The sequence below is a fragment of the Pirellulales bacterium genome (assembly GCA_035939775.1).
Classification (GTDB): domain Bacteria; phylum Planctomycetota; class Planctomycetia; order Pirellulales; family DATAWG01; genus DASZFO01.
The window spans coordinates 1-3,657 of sequence record DASZFO010000211.1 but is presented as its reverse complement, the minus strand read 5'-3'; the positions used below and the strand labels follow the sequence as shown (position 1 = coordinate 3,657).

General features: G+C 62.8%; 4 protein-coding genes. 2 read left to right on the top strand and 2 right to left on the bottom strand.

The features are described from left to right. Together VGY55_13335 and VGY55_13330 are read right to left on the bottom strand one after the other, a co-directional pair. Positions 1-1,100, bottom strand: a 1,100-nt coding sequence (locus VGY55_13335) for an aspartate aminotransferase family protein (protein ID HEV2970949.1), incomplete at its 3' end; no start/stop codon positions are given. A gap of 142 nt (positions 1,101-1,242) precedes the next feature. Continuing rightward, positions 1,243-2,625: an MFS transporter gene (locus VGY55_13330; GenBank protein HEV2970948.1), complete on the bottom strand. Its 1,383-nt coding sequence runs from the start codon at positions 2,623-2,625 to the stop codon at positions 1,243-1,245. A gap of 288 nt (positions 2,626-2,913) precedes the next feature. On the opposite strand from VGY55_13330, the gene mscL reads away from it, so the two are divergent. Beyond that, the gene (gene mscL, locus VGY55_13325; GenBank protein ID HEV2970947.1) at positions 2,914-3,306 is read left to right on the top strand and encodes a large conductance mechanosensitive channel protein MscL; all 393 of its coding nucleotides are present in this window, start codon (positions 2,914-2,916) and stop codon (positions 3,304-3,306) included. A gap of 129 nt (positions 3,307-3,435) precedes the next feature. Continuing rightward, a partial coding sequence (locus tag VGY55_13320; protein HEV2970946.1) for a hypothetical protein occupies positions 3,436-3,657 on the top strand: 222 nt, incomplete at its 3' end.

The window sequence follows — 3,657 nt, the reverse complement described above, 5'->3', positions numbered from 1 at the left end:
TCGAGCGTCTTCAGCCGCGCCAGCAGGCGCTGAGCCAGCCCGCGCGCTCGGGGCAAGAGTTCCTCGCGCTCGAGGATGTTCAAGTTGGCCAGTGCCACCGCGCAGCCGACTGGGTGCGCCGAGTACGTGAAGGCGTGCATCCAGGTTTGTGGTCCAGCGGCCGAATCGATGGCTTCGGCGATCGCATCGCTCACTCCCATGCCGCCGAGCGGAAAATAGCCGCTGGTGATTCCTTTGGCGAAGGTGACGATGTCCGGCTCGATTCCGTAGCGAGTCAGGGCAAACCAATCCCCGGTCCGGCCGAAGCCCGTAATCACTTCGTCGGCAATGAGCAGCACCTGGTGGCGGTCGCAAATCTTTCGAATCCGTGGCCAATAGTCGTCGGGCGGAACGATCACCCCGCCAGCCCCTTGCACCGGTTCGCCGATGAACGCGGCGACGTTATCCGTCCCTTCGCGCAAGATGGCTTCTTCTAATAAATCGGCAGCGATTTCGCCGGGCGTTCGCGGATCATTCGGGGCAGCATCCGGCGAACGAAACCGATAGGGATAAGGGCTTTCGATCTGCACGAAGCCGGGAACGCGCGGCTCGAACATCGGCCAATACGAAGCCAGGCCCGTGGCCGACATCGCGGCCAACGTCGTGCCGTGATAGCCCAAAGTGCGGCCGATGATCCGCGTTTTCGTCGGCTTGCCCGCGAGCTTCCAATAGAATCGAGCCGTCTTGAACGCCGATTCGTTGGCCTCCGCTCCGCCGCAAGTGAAGAAGAAGCGATTGATGCGCGGATAGCACAGGGCCGCCAGCCGCTCGGCCAGCTCGATCGCGGGGCGATTGGTGCTGCCGGAGTAGGTCGAAGCATAGCCGAGCCGGCTCATCTGTCGCGCGGCCGCATGCCCCAACTCGCTCCGGCCATGCCCGACGATCACATTCCAGAGCCCGGCCAGGGCGTCGAGATACTCCTTGCCGTTTTCATCGACCAGCACGGCTCCCGAACCTGAAACCCAGACGTGAGCGTCCTCTTGATAAGCGTGATTGTGCAACGAATGGATGAGATGGGCCTGATCGCGGCGGAGGTCGTCGGTGTCGGGATTGGTGTCCATGAAAACCTGCGGTGCGAAAACAATCGCGCCATTCTATAGGTTTTATCGGCGGCATGTCAGGAAGCGGTTGTGGTAGCTGAGGCTTCCAGCCGCAGTTCATGGGAGCAAGATGCTCCCGCTACGACAAGCCCTCGCGACGCCGCTATGCCGCGCGGTTGATCGCCAGCTCTTCGACGTTGCCGGCAGCCGGATAGCGGATGGTCGTGGGTCGGTCATCGTCGTCGCGAGTTGCAGTTGACTTGCGGACGCGCCGCAAGAGCGGGAGCGTCAGAATTCGGGCGGCGCAAGACGCGGCAAACACGACGAGATAGCCGGCCTGGTTTTCACCCATCACCGCCAGAATCGCGCCGCCGATGAGCGATCCAGCAACCGTCGCTGCGGCGTAGCCTAGGTTGTAGAGCGTCAGCATGCCGATTCGCTGACGGGCGTCGATCGCCTCGAAGAACAGCAGAAACGCGCCTAGCTCGTAGGTCGCCCAAGCCGCCCCGGCGGCCAGTTGAATCGCGAGCAAAAACGGCGTCGCTTGCGAGATGATCCAAAGGGTCGGCAGCGGGATCACGATCAGGCCACCGATCCAAAGCAGCCGCATGGCCCCGAACCGCTCCGCAAGCGCGCCGAGCGTCGGCAGGGCCACCGCTTTAGCCAAGAGCGACGTGGAAACCACGAGCATGAACTTGGCATACGAGAAATGCAATGTGCCGAGCAAGAACGGCGTGAAAAATGGCGAGGCCACTTGCGCCGCGGCCTGCATCGCCCAAAGATAAACCAATAGCCGGCCATCGCCGGCGTGCCGCAGCCGATGGATCATGTCTCGGGGGCGTGCCTCGTGCGCGCCCTCGATCGGCCGCCGGGGTTCGCTCTGGCTGGAAAGCAATGCAGCCGAAATGAACCGGCAAACCGCCGCGATGAGGAACAGAATCGCGAACGCCGCCAACGGGGATTCGAGCCAATCGCTGTACTGCAGCCACAAGCCGCCGCCGGCAAAGCCGATCAGCGTTCCGGCCTGCCCTAGCCGCGCTCGCCGCCCGAAATACCGCGCCCGAATCCGCTCGGGGATCAACGTATCGACCCAACTGCTCCAGGCCGGTCCTGAGGCCATGCCCGATCCCCAATACACGGCCGCCAAGAGGAACAACACGGCCACCGGAATGGTTCCGATCACCGCCGCGACGGCCAGCGGCAAAAAGCTCAGGGCTTGGCAGACGACGCAGGCGACAACCCACCGTCGATGCGAACCCAACCGCCGGATCGCCGCGGGCGAGATCATTTGTAACACCGCGCCGGCAAGAAACGGAACGCTCGTGATCAGCCCCGCGATCACTTCCCCCATCCCGAGAGCCAGCGCGAATGGGGCCAAGTAGTTCTCTCCGATCCCGATCATCACGCTGCAAGCCGCGCCGTCGGCCATGATCGCCTGCAGATCGCGGCGCGCAGAGGTTGCCTGGCGGCCGAGCGCAAGCGGCTCGGCCGCTGTTGAAGCGGGCGGACAGAAATCGGCAACAGCCTGTTCCAAGACGAGAGTCAATAGGGCCGCGACGGGCGAAATCCGAAAGGGGCCGGATAATAACCGAGACCGCGCGGCAAGGAAAGCCCGCCGCCGCGAAGATCGCACGTCGCGCCGAAACCTCCCGGCCCGTCAGGGTTTCCGCCGCGCGAGCCGACCCGCATTCGCCTTGCTGTCGCCACGAGTGACCGATAGGATGGCCTTCGCTTCACTTGCCGGCAATGCGTCTCCCTCTCCCTCTGGGAGAGGGCCGGGGTGAGGCGAATTGCGAGTGGTCGTGAGCCTGCGCATCAATGGAGAAACCGATCTATGAAACTTTGGGATGAATTCAAGGCATTTGCCTTTAAGGGCAATATGATCGACTTGGCGCTGGCCGTGGTGATCGGCGGGGCGTTTGGCGGCGTGGTGAATTCGCTCGTCAAAGATATCATCATGCCGATTGTCGGCCATATCGTTCCGAATGAAGCCGGCTATCTAGGCTGGAAGGTGTGGGGCATCAAAATCGGAAGCTTTCTTGGCGAACTGGTCAATTTCCTGATCATCGCCGCGGCCGTTTTTCTCGTCATCGTGAAGCTCGTCGGCAGCGTGGTGAAGAAGCCGGAGCCTCCCTCAGGTCCGCCGATGAAGGAATGCCCGATGTGCTGCTCGAACATCCCCGTGAAAGCCCGCAAATGCGCCCACTGCACGGCCGACCTGGCGTGAAATCGGCCGGGGAATAAGTTGCGATTCTTGTCGCGAAGTTCCTATAATGGGAGCCACGCTGGGGTTGCGCGCCGACGTCGCTCGGCCGCGGCTCTATTCCCCGGCAATCAGTGAATGAGGTTTCGAGCCATGCTCGCCGGAAGGATAAGAGGACTTGGTGCTTTGACGGCGGCGGTCCTCGTCGCTGGCGGTTGTTTCGCCAGCCGGTGCGCTGCCGCGCCGACGGGCGAACAAACCGAGAAGTTCCGTTCCGCAGAGGCCGCGCTCAACAGAAGCGAGTCGCTTTACAAGAACGGCAAGCTGACCGAGGCCGCTGCGGCGTTTAGTCAGGCCCAGAAGTCGCTCGCCGAT

Excerpts from the sequence above, each read along its gene's own strand:
- mscL (HEV2970947.1), top strand. The coding sequence starts at position 2,914 with ATGAAACTTTGGGATGAATTCAAGGCATTTGCCTTTAAGGGCAATATG.